The 19,531-nt window shown below is 61.9% G+C and carries 12 protein-coding genes; 2 read left to right on the top strand and 10 right to left on the bottom strand.

What is annotated here, in order from left to right; translation table 11 throughout:
- Positions 1-17 precede the first annotated feature (17 nt).
- The 6 genes from HX792_RS22220 to HX792_RS22195 all read right to left on the bottom strand — a co-directional run bounded on the left by HX792_RS22220 (position 18) and on the right by HX792_RS22195 (position 7,024).
- The gene (locus tag HX792_RS22220; RefSeq protein ID WP_176998102.1) at positions 18-2,492 is read right to left on the bottom strand and encodes an EAL domain-containing protein; all 2,475 of its coding nucleotides are present in this window, start codon (positions 2,490-2,492) and stop codon (positions 18-20) included.
- Positions 2,493-2,690: 198 nt separating this feature from the next.
- Positions 2,691-4,511 carry an ABC transporter ATP-binding protein gene (locus HX792_RS22215; RefSeq protein ID WP_176998101.1) on the bottom strand — a complete coding sequence of 607 codons (1,821 nt, stop codon included), beginning with the start codon at positions 4,509-4,511 and terminating at the stop codon, positions 2,691-2,693.
- Positions 4,504-5,106: a DsbA family protein gene (locus HX792_RS22210; protein ID WP_176998115.1), complete on the bottom strand. Its 603-nt coding sequence runs from the start codon at positions 5,104-5,106 to the stop codon at positions 4,504-4,506. Before HX792_RS22210 ends, HX792_RS22215 begins: the two co-directional genes overlap by 8 nt.
- A 36-nt stretch (positions 5,107-5,142) precedes the next feature.
- Positions 5,143-6,084, bottom strand: coding sequence for a rhodanese-related sulfurtransferase (locus HX792_RS22205; RefSeq protein ID WP_176998100.1), 942 nt, complete (start codon positions 6,082-6,084; stop codon positions 5,143-5,145).
- 118 nt (positions 6,085-6,202) lie between these two features.
- The gene (locus tag HX792_RS22200) at positions 6,203-6,499 is read right to left on the bottom strand and encodes a BolA family transcriptional regulator (RefSeq protein ID WP_038847405.1); all 297 of its coding nucleotides are present in this window, start codon (positions 6,497-6,499) and stop codon (positions 6,203-6,205) included.
- Between the two features lie 6 nt (positions 6,500-6,505).
- Positions 6,506-7,024 carry a DUF2059 domain-containing protein gene (locus HX792_RS22195; RefSeq protein WP_010567461.1) on the bottom strand — a complete coding sequence of 173 codons (519 nt, stop codon included), beginning with the start codon at positions 7,022-7,024 and terminating at the stop codon, positions 6,506-6,508.
- 181 nt (positions 7,025-7,205) lie between these two features.
- Here HX792_RS22195 and HX792_RS22190 point away from each other — a divergent pair, with 181 nt between their 5' ends.
- The gene (locus tag HX792_RS22190) at positions 7,206-8,588 is read left to right on the top strand and encodes a class II fumarate hydratase (protein ID WP_176998099.1); all 1,383 of its coding nucleotides are present in this window, start codon (positions 7,206-7,208) and stop codon (positions 8,586-8,588) included.
- On the opposite strand, the gene HX792_RS22185 is transcribed toward HX792_RS22190, so the two are convergent.
- From HX792_RS22185 to pap, 3 genes are all read right to left on the bottom strand, one after another.
- Positions 8,585-9,541: a DMT family transporter gene (locus HX792_RS22185; protein WP_176998098.1), complete on the bottom strand. Its 957-nt coding sequence runs from the start codon at positions 9,539-9,541 to the stop codon at positions 8,585-8,587. The genes HX792_RS22190 and HX792_RS22185 overlap by 4 nt on opposite strands.
- A 209-nt stretch (positions 9,542-9,750) precedes the next feature.
- Positions 9,751-10,935: a thiolase family protein gene (locus HX792_RS22180; RefSeq protein ID WP_176998097.1), complete on the bottom strand. Its 1,185-nt coding sequence runs from the start codon at positions 10,933-10,935 to the stop codon at positions 9,751-9,753.
- A gap of 113 nt (positions 10,936-11,048) precedes the next feature.
- The gene (gene pap / locus HX792_RS22175) at positions 11,049-12,563 is read right to left on the bottom strand and encodes a polyphosphate:AMP phosphotransferase (protein WP_176998096.1); all 1,515 of its coding nucleotides are present in this window, start codon (positions 12,561-12,563) and stop codon (positions 11,049-11,051) included.
- 141 nt (positions 12,564-12,704) lie between these two features.
- On the opposite strand from pap, the gene mnmC reads away from it, so the two are divergent.
- Entirely contained in the window at positions 12,705-14,678 is a 1,974-nt protein-coding gene (mnmC, locus tag HX792_RS22170) for a bifunctional tRNA (5-methylaminomethyl-2-thiouridine)(34)-methyltransferase MnmD/FAD-dependent 5-carboxymethylaminomethyl-2-thiouridine(34) oxidoreductase MnmC (RefSeq protein ID WP_176998095.1), read from the top strand.
- Positions 14,679-14,684: 6 nt separating this feature from the next.
- Here the strand turns inward: mnmC and HX792_RS22165 are convergent, their stop codons facing one another.
- The gene (locus tag HX792_RS22165) at positions 14,685-19,511 is read right to left on the bottom strand and encodes an NEL-type E3 ubiquitin ligase domain-containing protein (protein WP_176998094.1); all 4,827 of its coding nucleotides are present in this window, start codon (positions 19,509-19,511) and stop codon (positions 14,685-14,687) included.
- Between the last annotated feature and the right edge of the window lie 20 nt (positions 19,512-19,531).

Here is a 19,531-nt window from a genome sequence, read left to right as displayed (position 1 = left end):
ACAGACCAGCAAAGTTTTCAGCGGAATGTGCCGGGCGCCTTGAACAGCAGAGGCTGCGGCCGCACAGGTCGACACTGCAAGCTATCAAAGGTAAACAATTGCGGTCGTTCAATCAGGTAACCCTGAGCGTAATCCACACCTATCTCAAGTAAAGCCTGTTCGATTTGCGGTGTTTCAACAAACTCGGCAATTGTGCGCTTACCCATGACATGGCCAATGTGATTGATCACTTCGACCATCGCGCGGTTAATCGGGTCGTCCAGCATATCCTTTACGAAACTTCCATCGATCTTCAGGAAGTCTACAGGTAAATGTTTGAGATAAGCGAATGAGGACATACCGGCACAAAAGTCATCAAGGGAGAAATGACAACCTAACGCCTTGAGTTCATTGATAAATCGTATCGCGCTACCTAAATTCGCTATAGCGCTGGTTTCTGTTATTTCAAAACAGATCATCGTCGGTGGAATGTTATAAGCCTGAAACTTCTCATGCAGAAAACCGAGAAAATCATCATCGCCAATAGTAATACCTGACAGATTAATCGCACACATCGCCATGGGTCGGCCTGGGCGCTCACGCATACAGTTGGCGATGATCTTGAAGACGTTCTCAACCACCCAGCGATCCAACGAGGTCATCAAGCCGTAACGTTCGGCCGCTGGAATAAAACTGTCGGGCAGGATGATCCGGCCGGCCTCGTCATGCAGGCGCAGCAGGATCTCTATGTGGCCGTCGCCCCCATCGGTGTGGCCCAGCGCAGAGATTTCCTGTGCATACAGGCAAAAGCGGTTCTCCTCCAACGCCATGTGCAAGCGCTGCACCCAGGCCATTTCACCAAAACGCAACGACAGCTCCGAGTCATCGGCGTGGTAGACCTGCACGCGGTTGCGGCCTTTTTCCTTGGCCATGTAGCAGGCCATGTCGGCGGCGCGCAACGAGGTTTCCAGAGTGGTGGGCGCTTGCGAGATATGCACCAGCCCGATACTGACCGTGGTCATGAACGGCCGGCCCTTCCACACGAAATGCAGGCTCTGCACGGTATGGCGCAGGCTCTCGGCGATCTTTTCCGCGACCGGCGCCGGGCAGTTCTCCAGCAGGATGCCGAACTCATCGCCCCCCAGCCGCGCCAGGGTGTCACCCTCGCGCAGGTCCGATTGCAGCAGCGCACAGATATGCCGCAGCAGCTCATCACCGGCCGCATGGCCACAGGTGTCGTTGACCAGCTTGAACTGGTCCAGGTCCAGGAACATCAACGCATGCCGACCGCCCGGCTGACGCCCCACCTGCTGCAGCACCTGCTCCAGGCGGAACTCGAACTCGCGGCGGTTGGCCAGGCCGGTCAACGCGTCGTGGGTCGCTTGCCAGGACAGGTTGGCGATGTATTGGCGTTCCTGGGTCATGTCATGCAGCACCAGCACCGCCCCGCTGACTTTGCCGGCGCTGCGGATCGGCGCGCCCACCAGGGTCACCGAGACTGTGCTGCCGTCCAGGCGCTGGATCAGTTTGGAATGCTCGCTGCCACCACTGAGCTGGCCCTTGATGATGTGCTCGATCAAGGTGAAGCCGTCAGGCTCGGCGTTCTCATCCAGCAGGTTGAACAGCGCCGCCAGCGGCAAGCCCTGGGCCTGGGCTGACTTCCAGTGGGTGAGCGCCTCGGCGGCCGGGTTCATGTAGGCGATGGCGCCATCGACGTCGGTAGTGATCACCCCGTCGCCAATCGATTCGAGGGTGATCTGCGCCCGCTCCTTTTCCACCTGCAGGGCGTCGGCGAACGCATGGCGCTGGGTCAGCAATTTGTGGGTGCGCAACAATGCCAGGGCGATCAAGCCCAAGGCGGTGGCCAGGTTGGTGATCAACAGCAACCTCAGGATGACTCGCGAGCCTTCGCCCAATGCATCACTGAACGCCTTGGCGGCCGGGGTGACCCCATCGTTGATGCCAATAATGCGCGCCTTCCACTCTCGCACATCGCCGCTGCTGACTTGATTGGCCGTGATCGCCCGGTGCATGGTCTGCGCCAGGTCATCCAATTGCACGAGGTAGCCGTCGCCCACGGTCCACAGCTCAATGGCTTTTTCCAGGTAACTGAAATGGCGGAAGTTGAGGTACAGCCAGATCAGGCTGGAGACGTCGTCCGGGTGGTTGCCGCCCTTGAGAATGCCCAGGCGCGCTGCGGCCAGGTCGGGCGTGGAATGGTCCAGGGCGATGCGCAGCTCATGCCCGCCCTGGGGCACGGCGATGGCCTGCTGATACTTGATGTAGGTGGCTTCGTCGCGGTTGTCGGCGTACAGCGTCAGGTAGTAGATCGCGTCTTTCTGGCCCTTGGACCACAGGCTTTCGCCCGCCACATAACCGCGCACGGCCGAGAGCACGTAGAGGCTCACGCAGCCCAATAATGCCTGGAACAGCACCACCGCGATAAAGGGCCAGACGATGCCCAATAGCCGAGGCGTGCTTAACGTCGTTCCGAGAGTCCGCTTTTGCTTCATGAGGTCCCTTGCACAAGCACTACCAAAAAACGGCGAGTGGTTAACGCTCCTGACAGCACAGCCTTGGCGGAATTCGCCCGGCCCGACCAAACGGACCGCGTCGATTCAAGCGCCCGCGCCTTGATTAAGGAGCAGGAAGGCCGCTATTTCCTGGGGAGACTCTCGTACTAATCACAGAAAACCATTGCAAACTCAACCTCAACGCACTTGCTGCAAATGCCCGTATAGCTTGGCGTACAGGCCACCGTCGGCGATCAACTGCTGATGGTCGCCGTCCTCGGCGATATGCCCACCATCAAACACCAACACCCGGTCAGCCTGTTTCACCGCTGAAAGCCGGTGGGCGATGATCAGTGTAGTACGCCCACTGAGAAACCGCGCCAGCGCCTGGTGCAGGTTGTACTCGGTGGCAGCGTCCAGGGCAGAGGTGGCTTCGTCGAGGATCACTACCTTGGGCTCGGCCAGGACCATGCGCGCAATGGCCAGGCGTTGGCGCTGGCCGCCGGAAAAACGTACACCCGAGCGCCCCACCACACTGTCCAGGCCCAGGGGCAATGCCTTGACGGTAGCATCCAGCTGGGCGATTTCCAGTGCCTGCCAGCACGCCTGGTCCGAGCGTTCGCGGCCCATGGTCAAGTTGGCGCGCACCGTATCGTTGAACAGCGCCGGGTGTTGCAGCACCACGGCGACGTTCTCGCGAATGGTCTCCAGGCCGATTGCCTGCTGGGTCGCCCCGCCAAAACGAATGCTGCCCGCCTGCGGCGTGTACAGCCCCAGCAGCAGTTGCACCAGGGTACTTTTGCCACCGCCGCTGGCACCGACAATCGCCACCTTCTCGCCCGGCGCAATGGCCAGGTTCAGCTGGTCGAGTACCAGGTCTTCGCCGTAGCCGAAGTTGAGGCCACGCACCTCGATACCGACGGTTTCGCGCCCGATGAACGGGTCTTCACCGCCGGCATATTGCGGCTCGTCGGCACGCGCCAGCAGCTCGTTGATCCGCGTCAGCGCCCCACCTGCCGCGTAGTAGGCATATTGCAGGTTCAACAGTTGCTCCACCGGGCCGATCATGAACCACAGGTAGCTGAACACCGCGAGCATCTGGCCGATGGAGAGGTCGGAAAACAACACGGTGAGCATTGCCGCTGCGCGGAAGATGTCGATGCCGAACTGAAACAGCAGCCCGCTGGCGCGACTCGATGCGTCGCTCTTCCATTGGGAGTTGATCGCGTAGTCACGCACCTCCTGGGCACGCTGGCCGAGGCGCCCGAGGAAGAAGCCCTGGCGGTTGCCGGCGCGCACTTCCTGGATCGCGTCGAGGGTTTCCGTCAGGGCCTGGGTAAACCGCGACGTGCTGTCGTTCTCCAGCTTCTTCAAGTGTTTGACGCGCTTGCCCAACTGCACGGTGGCGTAGATCACCAGCGGGTTGAACAGCAGGATCAGCAACGCCAGCTGCCAATGCATCCACACCAGGATCGCCGAAGTGCCCACCAGCGTAAGCATCGCCACCAGGAAGCGGCTGAGGGTTTCGCCGACAAACTTGTCCAGCGTGTCCAGGTCGGTGACCAGGTGCGTGGTGACTGTACCGCTGCCCAGGCTTTCGTATTCCCCCAGGGAAATGCGCTTGAGCCGTTCGATCAGGCGCACGCGGATACGGTAGACGATGTCCTTGGCCAACCGCGCGAACAACCGCGCCTGCACCACGTTGAACACCAGCGCGCCGCAGCGCAGCAGCAGGGTCACCAGCAGCATCAGGCCGATATAGCCCGCCGCTTTTTGCCAGCCCAGGGGCAGCGCGTGGTTCATGACTTTCAGGGCGGCATCACCGTGGCCGAGTAGCACTTCGTCTACCAGCAACGGCAACAGCAGAGGGATGGGCACGCTGCACAGGGTCGCCAGCACGGCGACGCCATTAGCGATCCACAGGGATTTCTTGTGACGCAGGGCCAGGCGGCGAATTTCCGCCCAGGTCAGGCGATCAGTACGTTTGGGCTGCTCAGTGAGGTCAGGCTGGTCATGCACAGGCTGCTCGCTCCAGCCATCGGCCCAGCAGCGGCGACAGCTCGGACAACGGCTGGTAGCCGTTGGTCAGCAAGGCCAGCTGGCCATTGCGCTCGGCCAGCAGCGTCGGGAAACCGGCAATGCCCAGGTCCTGCACCCAGGTGAAGTCGGCGGCCGTGGCGGCATGCTGCTCGGCGCGGTCGAAGGCGCCGGCAAATTCGATACGCGGGATGCCCGCCTCTTCGGCCAACTCCACCAGCACGCTGGCGAGGGTCACGTCACGGCCCTCGACATAAAACGCCCGCTGGATCAGCCCCAGCAGCTTCCATGCACAATCCGGCGCCAGGCTGCGTGCGGTGACGATCGCGCGGCAGGCAGGCTCGGTGTCGTACACAAAACCGTCAGGCAGCGCGCCTTCGCGTTTGAACGGCTGGCCGGTGGCCTCGGTGACCGCCTGCCAGTGTTCGAGGATGTAGCGCCGAGTGGTCGGCTCCAGCGCCGCACCACTGCCGGTGCGCAAACCGCCCACCACCAGGTGCAGTTCCACGCCGGCCGCCTGGGCCTGCTCCACCAACGCCTCGGCCACCGGGGCAAAACCCCAGCACCAGGAACACATCGGGTCCATCACATAGAGCAGGCGCGCGGGCATGGGTCAGGCCTCGGAAGATGATTGCTTATAGTTGAAGCCAATCGGGTGCGGCATATTGCGGGCCTTGGCCAGCTCAATCTGCTTTTGCCGGTCAATCGCGCTGCGACGGGTCTTCTCCGGCAGCTTATCCCAGCAATGCGGGCAACTGATGCCCGCCACATAGTGCTCGGACGCACGGTCTTCGACGCTCACCGGTGTGCGGCAGGCATGACATTGATCGTAGTCGCCTTCGCTCAAGTCGTGGCGCACGGTCACACGGTTGTCGAACACAAAGCAGTCGCCCTGCCATTTGGTTTCTTCCTGCGGCACCTCTTCGAGGTACTTCAGGATGCCGCCCTTGAGGTGGTAGACCTCATCGAAGCCTTCGCTGAGCATGTAGCTCGACGCCTTTTCGCAACGGATGCCACCGGTGCAGAACATGGCGACCTTCTTGTGCTTGGCCGGGTCGAAGTTGGCTTTGATGTAGTCGGGAAATTCGCGAAAACTGGTGGTTTTCGGGTCGATTGCGCCTTCAAAGGTGCCGATGGACACTTCGTAGTCGTTACGGGTGTCGATCAGCAGTACTTCCGGGTCGCTGATCAGCGCGTTCCAGTCCTGCGGGTCGACGTAGGTGCCGACCTTTTTGTTCGGGTCGACGCCTTCGACGCCCAGAGTCACGATCTCTTTCTTGAGCTTGACCTTGGTGCGATAGAACGGCTGCTCGTCGCAGTAGGATTCCTTGTGGTCGATGTCGACCATGCGCGGGTCGGTCTTGAGCCAGGCGATCAGGCCATCGATGCCTTCGCGGCTGCCGGAAACGGTGCCATTGATGCCTTCTTCGGCGATCAGCAAGGTGCCTTTGATGCCGTTGTCGACCATCGCCTGCAGCAGTGGCTCGCGCAGGGCGACGTAATCTTCGAGGGTGACGAACTTATACAGTGCCGCCACGACAATCGGTTGAGTCATGGGTGTTTTCTCCAGGTGGCTACCCTCGTAAGGGGTGAACCGGATGCAAAAAAAACGCGCCGACTAAGCGGCGCGTTGCGGATTCTAACAAATGCCCGGTGCCAGAGACACCCGTGCGTCAGTCATGCCCGCCGGCGCAGGTCGGCGAGGCCGGGGCTGCGTCGATTTTCGCCCATTCTTCAGGCGTGTAGGTATGCAGCGCCAGCGCATGAAACTCGCTCATCAGGTCACCCAGGGTGGCGTAGACCTTCTGGTGGCGCTTGACGCGGTTGAGCCCCTCGAACTGCGGGCTGACCAGCACGGCCTTGAAGTGGGTCTGCAACCCACGGCTGTGCATGTGGCTTTCGTCCAGCACGCTCAAGTGGTCGGTGCCCAGGGCGGCAAGCGCCGTTTCGATACGCTGTTGCATGGTCATTCCTGCTTACTTCTTCTTGGCCGGAGCGGCGGCTTTAGGCGTCAGCTCGTTGGTCATGTCTTCCAGCAGCTTGTTCACCACCGGCACGGCGCTTTCCAGCTTGGCCTGGGTCATCTGGGCCGATTGCTGGGTCAGCTGCGGCATTTTTTCCAGGACTTTCTTGCCCAGTGGCGACTGGTAGAACGCAACCAGGTCCTTGAGCTCGGATTCGCTGAAGTTGCTGGTGTAGAGCTTGACCATGTCCGGCTTCAGCTTCGGCCAGCCAATGGCCTGGTCCAGCGCGGCGTTGGCCTTGGCCTGGTAGCTGTCCAGTACGGACTGCTTGGCGGCAGGCGCCTTGGTCTGTTCGAAACGCTGGGCGAACATTTGCTGCACTTGCATGTACACCGGGGTACCCAGCTTGTCGGCATGGGCCAGGGTAAGGAAGGCTTCGGCACTGGCGTTGTGGCTGGCGGTATCGGCAAAAACCTGGCCGCTGGCGCAAACCAGAGCAACCGCGGTACAGATGGCACGAAGACGAGTCATCGAGTTTCCTTTTCTAGCAGGCGAGGTAAGACCCCAAGGGCGCCCATTCTGCGCCTAAAAAACCTTATGGCTCAACCCCGAGCCTTGTCGGGCCTGGATTGCCCGATGAAAAGTCTTTTAGGGAACCCACCCGGTCGATCACGGCCTAAACTGCGCAAACAGACCTGAAGGAGTGTGCCCGATGAGCCGTATCGAAACCGACAGCCTGGGAGAAGTCCATGTCCCGGATGACGCTTACTGGGGCGCCCAGACCCAACGTTCGCTGGTGAATTTCGCCATCGGCGAACAGCGCATGCCCCTGGCGGTATTGCACGCCCTGGCCCTGATCAAGAAAGCCGCCGCACGGGTCAACGACCGCAATGGCGACCTGCCCGCCGACATCGCCCGCCTGATCGAACAGGCCGCCGACGAAGTGCTCGCAGGCCAGCATGACGACCAGTTCCCGCTGGTGGTGTGGCAGACCGGCAGCGGCACCCAGAGCAACATGAACGCCAACGAAGTGATCGCCGGCCGCGCCAACGAGCTGTCGGGCAAGACCCGTGGCGGCAAGAGCCCGGTGCACCCTAACGATCATGTGAACCGCTCGCAAAGCTCCAACGACTGCTTCCCCACGGCCATGAGCATTGCCGCCGTGCAGGCCGTGCACCAGCGCTTGCTGCCGGCCATCGCCACGCTTTCCGGTGGCCTGGCCGAGCTGGCCGCGCGCCATATGACCCTGGTAAAAACCGGCCGCACCCACATGATGGACGCCACGCCCATCACCTTCGGCCAGGAACTCTCTGCCTTTATTGCCCAACTGGATTACGCCGAACGCGCGATCCGCAGCGCCCTGCCCGCCGTGTGCGAACTGGCCCAGGGTGGCACCGCCGTGGGCACCGGGCTCAATGCGCCCCACGGGTTTGGCGAGGCCATTGCCTCCGAATTGGCTGCGTTGTCAGGCTTTCCGTTCGTCACGGCGCCGAACAAGTTCGCCGCCCTCTCCGGCCACGAACCCCTGGTGACCCTGCACGGCGCGCTGAAAACCCTGGCGGTGGCCCTGATGAAAATCGCCAATGACCTGCGCCTGCTGGGCTCCGGGCCACGCGCGGGGCTGGCCGAAGTGAAGTTGCCGGCCAACGAACCGGGCAGCTCGATCATGCCGGGCAAGGTCAACCCTACCCAATGCGAAGCACTGTCGATGCTGGCCTGCCAAGTACTGGGCAATGACGTGACCATCGGCATGGCTGCCAGCCAGGGACACTTGCAGTTGAACGTGTACAAGCCAGTGATCATCCACAACCTGCTGGAGTCGATCCGCTTGCTGGCGGACGGCTGCAATAACTTCCAGGAGCATTGCGTGGCCGGGCTTGAGCCCGACGCTGGGCAGATGGCCGAACACCTGGAGCGCGGGCTGATGCTTGTGACTGCGCTCAACCCGCATATCGGCTATGACAAGTCGGCAGAGATTGCCAAGAAAGCCTATGCCGAGGGGCTGACGCTGCGCGAAGCCGCCCTGGAGCTGGGCTACCTCACGGACGAAGAGTTCGACCAGTGGGTACGCCCGGAAAACATGCTGGGCAATTAAGACGCCATGCGCACACGCCGGGCCTTGAGCCCGGCAATCAGCGACGGTGCCAGCGCCACGGTCGCTGACCCCAGCATCACCACCAACGCCCCGGCATAGCCCAGGGCGTTGATCTCTTCGGCCTGCACAAAGTCCGGCCACAGCCAGGCGGCCAGCGCCACGGCGACAAAGGTCACCAACGGCGTAAGGGCCAGGGTGGCGCTCACCCGCGAGGCTTCCCAGTGGGCCAGAGCTTCGGCGAATGCGCCGTAGGCCACCAGGGTATTCATGCAACACGCCAGCAACAGCCAGCCTTGCAGCGGGCTGAGGTCCAGGGCTTCCAGAGGGTGGGCCCAGGGCGTGAGCAACACGGCGCACGACAGGTAGATCACCATCATCACCTGCAGCGAATTCCACACCGTCAGCAATTGCTTCTGGCCCAGGGCGTAAAACACCCAGATGGTGGTGGCGAGCAGGATGGTCAACACACCGGCGGTGTAGGTGCCCAACGAAGTCAGCATTTCCTCAAGGCGCTGGTTGAAGAACAGGCCGAACCCCACGACCAGCACCACCAACCCGGCTACTTGCCCCAGGCTGAAACGCTCCTTGAACACAAAGACACTGGCGATCATCAGGAAGATCGGCCCCATCTGCACCACCAGCTGCGCGGTGCCAGGGCTGAGCATTTTCAGGCCTACCAGGTACAGCACGTAGTTGCCCACCAGGCCGCACACCGCCATGCCTACCAGCCAACCGCCTCTGGGCCCGAGCACCTTGCGGCTGGGCAGGCGTTTGGTGAGTGCCAGGTAGATGAACAGGCAACTGCCAGCGACGATCAGGCGAAACCAGGTCACGGTGATCGGGTCCATCACCTGCAGGACCTGTTTGAGTTTCACTGGGAGGATGCCCCAGAGCAGTGCGGTCAGCAGGGTCAAGCAAAAGCCGTAGACCCAGCGGCCGGAAGAGATGTGCATGAATGCCCCAGATGCCAGAGGAAGTGGAAGGGGCATTCTAGGGGGACTAAGGGGGGCGCTGGCGAGCGTTTTTTTCAGCATTACGCAAATCAAATGTGGGAGCTGGCTTGCCTGCGATAGCGGTTTGAAGCCAACGTATTCTGGTCTGACACTCCGCTATCGCAGGCAAGCCAGCTCCCACAATTTGATCCGGTTTCGTCAGGAACGGATCAACGCACCGCTTCGAACAATCCGGTCGCGCCCATGCCGCCGCCCACGCACATGGTGACGATGCCGTAGCGCAGGTTGCGCCGTTGCAACTCACGCACCAGGTGCCCCACCTGCCGCGAACCGGTCATGCCGAACGGGTGGCCAATGGAAATCGAGCCGCCGTTGACGTTGTACTTGGCGTTGTCGATCTCCAGGCGGTTACGCGCATACAGGCACTGGGACGCGAACGCTTCGTTGAGCTCCCACAGGTCGATGTCCGCCACCTGCAAGCCCTTGGCCTTGAGCAGCTTGGGCACCGAAAACACCGGACCGATGCCCATCTCGTCCGGCTCACAGCCGGCCACGGTAAAGCCCCGGAAAAACGCCTTGGGCTTGAGCCCCAGGGCCAGGGCCTTTTCCAGGCTCATGACCAACGTCATCGAAGCGCCGTCGGACAATTGCGAAGAGTTGCCCGCCGTCACCGAGCCGTCTTCGGCAAACACGGGCTTCAAGCCCTGCAAGCTGGCCAGGGTGGTGTCGGGGCGGTTGCAGTCATCGCGATCCACCACGCCGTCGAGCACTTGCACGGCGCCGGTGTTCTTGTCCTCGACCTTGTACTTGACGGCCATGGGCACGATTTCATCGTTGAACAAGCCATCGGCCTGGGCCTGGGCCGTGCGCTGCTGGCTTTGCAGGGCGTACAGGTCCTGCTCTTCGCGGCTGACGTTGTAGCGGCGCGCGACAATCTCGGCGGTCTGGCCCATGGGGAAGTAGATACCCGGCACCTGCTCTTTAAGCAGCGGGTTGATCAGGTTATCGGTGTTGACGCTTTTCATGGTCAGGCTGATGGATTCCACACCGCCGGCAACGATGATATCGCTGCACCCCGAGGCAATCTGGTTGGCCGCAATGGCAATCGCTTGCAGCCCCGAAGAGCAGAAACGATTGAGGGTCATCCCGGCCGTACCGGTGCCCAATTGCGAGAGCACCGCCACGTTGCGCCCGATGTTGTAGCCCTGGGCGCCTTCGTTGGAGCCGGCACCCACGATGCAGTCCTCCACCGTCGCCGGGTCAATGCCGTTGCGGGTGAGCAACGCGTTGACGCAATGGGCCGCCATGTCATCCGGGCGTGTCTGATTGAACTTGCCGCGAAAGGACTTGGCCAGGCCGGTTCGCACGCTGTCGACGATCACTACTTCACGCATGGGCTACCTCGATCTTGTGGTTGTCAGGAGATGGATCGAGGATAGATCCCGATCCCGCCAACCGCGATGATCATTCACCCCGGATATGCAAACCCATGATGACGGGCCACGGGTTATTTCTTTTTCTTCTTGTCGTGCTTGTCGGATTTGGCGAACGCCTCTTCCAGCGCCAGGTTGATGGTGCGCAAGACCTTGACCCGCGCCCAGCGCTTGTCGTTGGCCTCCACCAGGGTCCAGGGCGCCACTTCGGTGCTGGTGCGGTCGACCATGTCGCCGACGGCCGCGCGGTAGTCGTCCCATTTGTCGCGGTTGCGCCAGTCGTCTTCGGTGATCTTGAAACGCTTGAACGGAATCTCCTCGCGAGCCTGGAAACGTTCCAGTTGGGTGTCCTTGTCGATGGCCAGCCAGAACTTGACCACGATCACCCCGGCATCGCGTAGTTGCTCCTCGAAGTCGTTGATCTCGCCATAGGCGCGCATCCAGTCGGCCGGGGTGCAGAAGCCTTCGATGCGCTCCACCAGCACGCGGCCGTACCAGGAGCGGTCGAACACCGTGAACATGCCCCGCGCCGGGATCTTCTGCCAGAAGCGCCACAAGTAAGGCTGGGCACGCTCGTCTTCACTCGGCGCGGCAATCGGCACGATGTGGTACTGGCGCGGGTCCAGCGCCGCCGCCACCCGGCGAATCGCCCCGCCCTTGCCCGCCGCATCGTTGCCTTCGAACACGGTGACCAAGGCGTGCTTGCGCATGCGCTTGTCGCGCATCAGGCCAGAGAAGCGCGCCTGCTCGGTGATCAGCTGTTCTTCGTAGTCGTCCTTCTCCAGGCGCAGGGTCATGTCCAGGCTGTCGAGCAGGCTCTTTTTGTCCACCGACGCAATCAGCGGCGCCGGGTTCATGCCGCTGGCCTTGCCCTTTGGCAGTTTGAGAGCATTCTGCAGGCCTTCCAGCAGCAGCTTGCCCACGGTAAGCCCACGATAATGGGCGTCCACACCTTCGATGACATGCCAAGGCGCATAGTCGCGGCTGGTGCGGCGCAGGATGCGCTCACCGAAGTGCACGAACTTGTCGTAGGTCTCCGATTGCTGCCAATCCAGCGGGCTGATGCGCCAGCTGTGCAGCGGGTCGTCGGCCAGGGCCTTGAGCCGTGCCTTCATCTGTTTCTTGGACAGGTGGAACCAGAACTTGAAGATCAGCGCGCCTTCATCGCAGAGCATTTTTTCCAGGCGTTCGGCGCCGGCAATGGCCTGGTCCAGGCGTGCGTCCTTGATCTGCCCGTGCACCCGGCCTTGCAGCATCTGGCTGTACCAGTTGCCGAAAAAGATGCCCATGCGCCCCTTGGCCGGCAGCTGCCGCCAGTAGCGCCACGCCGGTGGGCGGGCCAGTTCTTCGTCGGTCTGCTGGTCGAAGGTGCGCACCTCGATCAGGCGCGGGTCCATCCATTCATTGAGCAGCTTGACGGTCTCGCCCTTGCCGGCGCCTTCGATACCGTTAATCAGGATGATCACCGGGAAGCGCTTCTGCTGCTGCAGCTCGTACTGCACTTCCAGCAGGGCTTCGCGCAGCGCCGGCACTTCGGCGTCGTAGGTGTCTTTGTCGATGGCGTGACCGATTTCGGCGGATTCGAACATGGGCAGCTCCGTGTGAAGATGGATCAAGACTAGCGGATTGGGCAACAACACGCGGGAGGAAATTCCACCCACGCTTGCCGTGGGTCAATTCAAAGCCCATTGATCGGCTAGAATGGCCGCCTTGATTTTGCCGAGCCGCCCATGAACCCCATCACCCACGCCCAGCTTGACTGGGATGAACAAGGTCGCCCGCACTCGCGGGTGTTCGACGATGTGTACTTTTCCGACCAATCGGGCCTTGAAGAAACCCGCTATGTGTTCCTCGAACAGAACCGTTTGCAGGAGCGTTTTGCCGCCCTGCCGGCGGGCGGGCGCTTGGTGATTGGCGAAACAGGGTTCGGCACCGGGTTGAATTTCCTGTGTGCCTGGCAGTTGTTTGAGCAACACGCGGTGACCGGCGCGCGCCTGCATTTTGTCAGCGTGGAGAAATACCCGCTGAGCCACCCCGACCTGCAACGCGCCCTCGCCCTCTGGCCCGAGCTGCAACCCTTCGCCGAGCAATTGCTGGTGCAGTACATTGCCATTCACCAAGGCTTCCAACGCCTGGTGCTGGATAACGGCCGCGTGACCCTGACCCTGTTGATCGGCGACGTGCTGGAGCAATTGCCGCAACTGGACGCGCACATCGACGCTTGGTTTCTCGATGGTTTCGCCCCGGCCAAAAACCCCGAGATGTGGACCGCCGAGCTGTTTGCCGAACTGGCGCGCCTCGCAGCCCCCGGCTCGACCATCAGCACCTTCACCAGCACCGGCTGGGTTCGCCGCTTGATCAACGCTGCCGGTTTCAAGATGAAGCGCACGCCCGGCATCGGCCACAAGTGGGAGATCCTGCGCGGCGAATTCCTCGGCTGGCCGGCCGATACTCCAGCGCCGCCTCAGGCCAAGCCGTGGTTCGCACGACCGCCTGCGCCCCAAGGCGAACGCCATGCGCTGGTCATCGGCGGGGGCCTGGCCGGTTGCGCCAGTGCCGCCAGCCTGGCAGCACGCGGTTGGCGGGTAAGCATTCTGGAGCGCCACCCGGCATTGGCCCAGGAAGCGTCGGGCAACCCTCAGGGCGTGCTGTACCTCAAGCTGTCAGCCCATGGCACGGCGCTGTCGCAACTGATCGTCGCGGGCTTCGGTTATACCCGTCGCCTGCTGGAACACCTGCACCGCGGTGTGGACTGGGATGGCTGCGGCGTGCTGCAACTGGCGTTCGATGCCAAGGAAGGCCAGCGCCAGGCCCAACTTGCCGAGGCATTCGCACCCGACCTGTTGCACCTGCTCGACCGCGAGCAGGCCCAGGCCAAAGCCGGTATCGTCCTGGCGCACGGCGGCCTGTTCTTCCCCGAAGGCGGTTGGGTGCACCCGCCCGCGCTGTGTGAATGGCAAGCCGGTCAGCCCGGTATCAGCGTGCTGCCGCACCATGAGGTACTCGACCTGCGCAAAGTCGATGACCACTGGCAAGCCTGGGACGGTGATCGCCTGTTGGCCAGCGCCGCCGTGGTGGTACTGGCCGGCGCCGCCGAGGTCCAGCGATTTGCCGACCTGCCCCTCAAGCGCATTCGTGGGCAGATCACCCGCCTGCCGCAAACCGCTGACAGCGCAGCGCTCACCACGGTGGTGTGTGCCGAAGGTTATGTGGCACCGCCGCGCCTGGGCGAGCACACGCTGGGCGCCAGCTTCGACTTCAAGAGCGATGACCTCACGCCCACGGCCGCCGAGCACGCCGGCAACCTGGCGCTGCTCCAGGACATCTCGGCAGACTTGGCCGAGCGCCTGCAGGCCGAAACGCTGGACCCGACGATCCTGCAGGGCCGTGCCGCCTTTCGCTGCACCAGCCCGGACTACTTGCCCATCGTCGGCCCGCTGGCGGATCGCGAGGCGTTTGACCAGGCCTACGGCGTGCTGCGCAAGGACGCCCGGCAAGTACCGGACACCCCCTGCCCCTGGCTCGACGGGCTGTACGTCAACAGCGGTCACGGCTCACGTGGCCTGATCACCGCGCCGTTGTGCGGCGAGTTGCTGGCAGCCTGGATCAATGATGAACCGCTGCCCGTGGCCGCCAGTGTCGCCGAGGCCTGCCACCCGAACCGCTTTGCCGTGCGTGCGTTGATCCGTGGGAAGACGGGCTGATTATCTTCAGGCCAGCGGACAGATACCCAGCTCATCAAAGCGCAAGGCATCCTCGCTCAGGCGCCGGATTTCCGCCGCTTGCGCCTGTTCCTGCTCGCCCAGGATCAGGTTCATCTGGTCACGATAATCGACGTCACTCAACGTCAGGCTTTGGTCGAACACGGTGTTCACGCGCTGGCTATAGGGCACATTCAAACGCTCGAATCGGCTGTTGAAGGTACGCTTGAGGTAGTCATTCCAGAACGGCAATTCCACCAGGTAATTCAACAGGCTGGGTGACAGCTCCGCCGCCTTGACCTGTGCCTCGGCAGAGTCCAGCGCGCTGGTCGTCACACCGCCCAGGCGTGCAAAGCGCATGTGCAAGGGTTGGCCGGGCAGGTGGAAGCGATCAACCAGCCCGGTACGGTACGCGAGGCTGACTTCCAGTGGGTCCACCGCGGGGTTACTGTCGCTGTGACGCCGTGCGATGTTTTCCAACTGGTCCAGTCGGAACAAGCCCCGGGCAAGCTTCAATAGCGGTTTGGCGGTCAGCACCCGCCCTTCAATCAAGCGCGTGGCGTCGCTGATCTCCGTGAGGACCTCCAGGGCGCTGAAACTGCTGGCCGCCGCGTCATCACAACGCAGGGGTGTCGCGGCGCGCTGGAACACCTGCTCGCGTAAATCCTCGTCGTTGGCGGCGGCCATCAACACACCCCACACGCGCCGATCGAGGTCTTCACGCACAAAGCGCGCATCGGCGGTGCCGCCCAATTCCGCGAGCAACTTGAACAAACCGTCGGAACCCGGCTCATCCACGAGCCCTCTCCACACCCGGTCCTTTTCAGCGTAATCGCTCACGCCCCTCTCACACAGCCATAGCTCGCGGGCTTTCTGCTCACTCAGGCGCGCAAGGTCGTCCTCTAGAAACCCCATGCCCGTGCCAATAGAACGTCGATAACTCTTGAGCGCCCGCTGGCTGGCGAATGACAACGGGTTGAGGCGTAAATTGAACACGCTGGTAAACCGTCGGGGCATGTTGAACAGCCAGTCAGGCAATACCTTGATTTCGTTCTGGCGCAAATCTACCTGTTCAAGCCACGGTAACCGAGCGCATTCCTCAGGAAAGTCACTGAGCTTGCAGTTGCGCAACAGCAGCTCGCGCAGATCAAGCATTTTGCCCACGTGCGGTACATCCAGCAGCGGGTTGTCGCTCAGGTTCAGCGAGCGCAGGTTGCGCAATTCAGCCAGCTTGCGAAGGCTGTGTTCGGTCAATTGCAGCTGGTTGTTTGCCATGTGCAGGCGCGTGAGCTGCGGCATATGACCGAGTACCTCGGGCAGTCGGGTGATGTGATTCTGCGTCAGGTCGAGGGTGTGCAAGCCATTGAAGTGCTTGAGAAAGTAAGCAACGCCATCGTCCAGGCGCATGTTTCGCAGGGATAAGCGCTGAACATGATCGAATTGAATGTTCGACGGCAACGTGGGCAAGCCTCCCAACAGCATGCCGTCGAGTTCCAGGCTCGGTACACGCAGGCCGCGCTCGTCACGCGCCACGATCATGTGCCGCCAGCATTGCTCGATCAATTTCGTGGCCTGCCGCCGGCTGAGATGGTGGTCCCACGGCGCAATGGCCTCGGCGTTACCCGCTGGCTTCTGATGACTCCAGGTTTTCAGCGCACGGCGTAGTGACGAAAAATCATGTTCAAGGGCTTCCACCTTCGTCGCCCTGGACAAGTGATCGTGGCCCGCGCCTTCGATAAGCCGGGAGATCTCCAGGTCGCTCAACAGCGGGTACAGCTTTTTCAGCTTGTGCACCAGCGCCGGCGGATGCGTTGCAGGTGGGCCTACCTGTGCCTGGACACACGATGACGGCGCCGCTTCAGGCATGCCCCGCTCGGGCCACAGGTAGCCCTTCACGCGGTACCTTTCATCCTGGGACTTGAACCTCAACTGGCCGCGTAAACGGCTGCCAGTCTGGGTGCCCACCAGCCGCAAGGTGGCGCGCTGGGAACGCGACAGGCAGTCCACGATGGCCTGGTACAAGCCATCCGGGCCGCTGGCCAACGCGTCCAGGTCGTGCCCCTGACCGTCAAAAGCCTGGAACCCTTCGGCAGACTGGACAATGGTGCGTCGCACGGACGCGTCGGCAGGCCCCACCTGGTCAAGCAAGCGCCCGTCCAAGCGCCCCTCACGCACCTGGAACGCCAAGTCCTGCGGCCAGCCCTGCAAACGCTCAAGGGCACCCAGCGCAATACGGCGCGTCCCCTCGTTGGCCAGCGATGGCCAATACAACCCCATCAGCGCCTGGTCCTCGTGTAACTGGTCCAGGGCAAGCTGGGTCTTGCGGGCCAGGTGCAACGGCACGCGCCCACTCTCGCGCAGGATCTTGCGATCCACCGTGCGGGCGTTGGTGGCCAGCTCCCAGGCCACTCGACGTGGCAACTGGGGAAACCGCGCGACCAAGGGCACCAGTTCACCGCGGGCAATGCCTTCGTAATCCTCATACAGGCGACGGTGCACCGCCGCATGCCGGGTGTCGACCGTCTCCAGCAGCCGTTTGCGAAGCAGCGCAGGTGCCTGCTCCAGCTCAACCGTTTCCCCCAGCAAGTGAGCACGCTCTTCAGCGCTGAGGGCTTGCAACAACACCTCCATCACCTGGCCATCCCTGAGCTGTTGCTCGGTGATATGAATGCTCATGTCTTCATAGTCCAGAGGGGCAAGGTGCGACAGGCTTTCGAGCAAATTGTCCTGCTCGTCGAGCACTTCAAAAAAACGCCCCTGAGGCCATCCTGGCATCAAAGGCAAAGCAAGCATTTGCGCGCGGGCGGTCGAAGCGTCGGGGTGCACGTTATGCTCTAGACCGTAGCGCAACTCGCCGAGTTTATGGTGCAGGCGCAAGCGCGCCACGGCGTTTTGAACCCGCTCGGGCAACGCTTCATGCTCCGTGGCAAGATGTTGCACATCGGCCAGTTCCAGCTCGGTGATGGTCGCGAGGCTGTTCAATTGATCTGTCGGCATCGCGATCAGGGCGGGGTCGATCCGCCCCAGGTTATACAGGGGCGAATGCCAATTTCGCGGGCGCTCGAATGCGTGCTGCCAGCCGCCCTGCCCGTTATGTTCCAGCGGTGGGCGCCAAGCCTCAGGCCGCTGCGGGTGCAGGGCACGCCACTTGCCTAAGGCCGGGTCGAAGCTGATCGCATAAAGCGCCCCGTCGATATTTACGTAGGCATTCCCGTTGACCTGATAAATGCCCCTTGCGTCGGCCCGCCAGCCCCGCTGGAAAATCTCCGAAGGCTGGCTGTAGGGCGCCAGCCGTGAGCGCCACAGCCTCTGGCGCTGATCCTGCAGAGCGATGGGTTCGACTTTTTCAAAAAACTGCGAAGAGCCCGTGAGCTGGCGCTTGAGGGTGCCGACAACTTTTCCGCCGGCAGCAAACAGCATCATGCCTGCGATATTTTCCACCACGTTGAAGAGGTGCCCAAGCGCTTCGTCCTTGTCGCCATGGGCCCAATCCTCGACCCCTTCAAACACCTCGCCTAGCAGTTGACCGATTGCCACGCCCATCATCAACTGGCCGAGTACCGGGACCACAAACCCGGCGACGTTGAGCAGGTTCAGCCCGATATCCAGATAAGCTTGCAAGCGTCGCTGCCAGGCGTCTTCGTCCACTTGGGCCTTGGGTACAGCCAGCACCTGCGCGTCGAGCTGGAGCTTGCCGAGACAGGCCTGAAACTGAAACTCAGATACGCGTACCTGCACCGGAATCACCCGCAAAGGGCCAACCTGATGCTTCTCCTCGTAGCGCTGGAAAAACGCCAGGCGCTCAGACTCGTCCAGATAAGCACCCAATGCCTTTCGATAAGACTGCGCCCGCAACATCAGGCTCAAATAGGACGTGAATTCCTCCAGACAGGCGTATTCGTACCACGGTCGCAGCGGTTCGTTAGGCATGTAGACCACAAACTCCTTGGCAGGTAACTGGCCATAAGGCTCTGCGCTGAACAGCATGACACTCCACAGGCAGGCACCATCAATATTCAGGCCTTGCCAGACCCACGACTCACCCTCCGGCATCGCATGCAGCGACTCATCTGCCGGCTGGTCAGCCTTGATCACGTTGAGCAACCAGGTGTAAGTCGGCTCGCTGAGATACCCCTTGGCATAGGCGATATGCAGGTCAATCTGCAGATCAAGGCATTTAGACTCGCCAAGGTCCACGGCAACCGGGTTGAAACCCGGGGTGATGGCGCCCGGATCGCGCAGGTTAAAAACGCTGCGTATATGGGCCTGGTACGCACAGCCAAGATCCAGCTCACGGCAATACCCGACAAACTCGTTCACCGTCATACCGACGATCGCCTGCCCGGTAGCCGCACTGCGCAACAGCGCCGAAGCCGACAGGCCGCCAGGTTGAGCCTGGTCCTCGGAAAAATTGCGCATGGCCGCCTGCACCAGGCTCAGTGTTTCAAGGGTAACAGTGGCTTGCAGGGCGCCACCCAGGTCTATGCCAACGCCCGACAAGCTGCGTTTGGGCAGCTCCAGCTTGTCACGTTCTACATCCACGCCAGTCACCCCCTTGCTCAGCAAAAAGGCTTGCAGCTGCTTGATGCAAAAACTGTCGAGCGGCCGCAGGCGTTCAAACACCTGCTGCGCCCGCTGGTACGTCTCCCGCCCGTCCCGATGGGTGCGTTCGATCGCCTGCAACGTAATGGGTTTGGCCCCCAGCAGCCATTGTGGGAGGGTGGCTTGCAGTACTCTTGCCTTGCCCAGATCACCGGTCATTTCCAGCAGGGCGGCTTCCATTTCAGCCGGGCTCACGGTGTTTTCGGCATCCCGTGATTCGCGTTCTTGCGCCATCAGCAACGTCTTCCTTTGCG

It is taken from the genome of Pseudomonas sp. B6002 (genome assembly GCF_013385985.1).
Lineage (GTDB): Bacteria > Pseudomonadota > Gammaproteobacteria > Pseudomonadales > Pseudomonadaceae > Aquipseudomonas.
The sequence above is the reverse complement of the archived record's forward strand: the minus strand, read 5'-3'. Positions and strand labels throughout refer to the sequence as shown.